2 protein-coding genes are annotated in these 1813 nt (G+C 64.1%); both read left to right on the top strand.

Going from position 1 to position 1813, the window contains the following annotated elements:
- Window positions 1–267 (top strand): IS66 family insertion sequence element accessory protein TnpB (gene tnpB, locus CKW40_RS46180; protein ID WP_143748531.1); only part of this gene is annotated, 267 nt, incomplete at its 5' end.
- A gap of 55 nt (window positions 268–322) precedes the next feature.
- The coding region (gene tnpC / locus CKW40_RS42140; protein ID WP_095205370.1) for an IS66 family transposase at window positions 323–1813 on the top strand (1491 nt) is incomplete at its 3' end.

Here is a 1813-nt window from a genome sequence, read left to right on the forward strand (position 1 = left end):
CTCGGCCTCGACCCATACTGCGGGGCGGCCTTCGTCTTCCGGGCCAAAAGGGCTGATAGGATCAAGATTTTGGTCTGGGATCGCACCGGCCTTGTGCTCGTTCACAAGCGGCTCGAGGGCTCGAAGTTCGTCTGGCCGCAGGTTCGCGACGGGGTGATGCGAATGTCGCCGGCGATGTTGGCGGCCTTGTTCGAAGGGCTGGACTGGAGACTGGTTCGCCCCGAGCGGGCACGGCGTCCGCAGTTGCGGATGAGTGTGGCACAGTGACTCAGCTGCGTTGTCTCTGATGGCATTCTCGGAGACCATGTGGTTGATTTAGTGCATGAATCTGACGGTTCTCCAGGAAGAGAACGAGCGTTTGAAGGCGCTCCTGGCCCAGACGCAAGCGACCCTGGCCGAGCACCAGGCTGCCTTGGCTGCATCCGAAGAGGCGCGGCGGCGCCTGGAGACCATCGTCGGGCAACTCAATCACGAGAAGTTCGGCGCCAAGTCCGAGAAACTGCATCCGGATCAATACCACCTGCCGCTCGAAGACGTGGAGATCGCGCAGGGGGTGCTCGATGCCGCGCAGGAAAAGGCGCAACGGGTCATCCAGGGTCGTTCGGACGGCGCCTCCGGTTCACGCCTGCGCAACCGCGGTCATTTGCCTGCCCATCTGCCGCGAGTGGAACGGATCATCGAGCCCAAGAGCACGCTGTGCCCCTGCGGCTGCGGCGAGATGGCCAGGATCGGCGAGGATGTCAGCGAGCGGCTCGACGCGATCCCGGCGCAGTTGCGCGTTCTGGTCACGCGCCGCCCGAAATACGCTTGCCGGCGCTGCTCGAGCGCGGTCGTGCAGGCGCATGCGCCCGAGCATATCGTGCCTGGCGGCCTGCCGACCGAGGCGCTGATCGCCCAGGTCATCGTCGCCAAGTTCGGCGATCACTTGCCGTTCTACCGGCAGGCCGAGATCTACGCTCGCCAGGGCATCCAACTGGATCGCGCCACACTGGGCAATTGGGCAGGCCGGGCCTGCTTCCATCTCAAGCCGATAGCCGAGCAGATGCGCAAGCATCTGGCTGGCGCGGATCGCCTGTTCATGGACGAGACCACCGCGCCGGTGCTCGATCCCGGACGCGGCAAGGTCAAGAAGGGCTTCTTCTGGGCGATCGCTTCCGATGACCGCGGCCATGGGGGCCAAGGCCCGCCCATTGTGCTGTTCCACTATGCGCCGGGGCGCGGCGGCGAGCATGCCGAACGCTTCCTTCAAGGCTTCGGCGAACAGTTCCTGCAGGTCGACGCCTATGAGGGCTATGACCGGCTGACACGCCTGGAACGGCCGCAAGGACCGTGGATGCTCGTCCATTGCTGGAGCCATCTGCGCCGACGTTTTGTGAAGCTGGCGCGCAACACCAAGTCCCCGATCGCCGAAGCCGCCGTGCGCCAGATCGCCACGCTCTACGCCGTCGAGGCGACGGTGCGCGGCATGACGCCACAAGCTCGGCTCGCCGCGCGACAGCAGTACTCCACCGCGATCATCGCCGCCTTGAAGCCGTGGTTTGAAAAGCAATTGTCGATGATCTCCTCGGGCTCAAAGCTGGCAGAAGACATCCGCTATGGTCTTGCTCATTGGGAAGGGCTCACTCGCTTCCTCGGCGACGGCCGGCTCGAGCTCGACACTAACCCAGTCGAAAACGCCATCCGGCCAGTATGCTTGACCAGAAAAAATGCTCTGTTTGCTGGCCATGAGGTCGGGGCCGAAAACTGGGCGCTGCTCTCATCCGTCGTGGCCACCTGCAGGCTCAACGACGTCAATCCCGTTGCCTACCTCGCC

Origin of the sequence: Mesorhizobium carmichaelinearum (assembly GCF_900199455.1) — a bacterium.
GTDB lineage: Bacteria > Pseudomonadota > Alphaproteobacteria > Rhizobiales > Rhizobiaceae > Mesorhizobium > Mesorhizobium carmichaelinearum.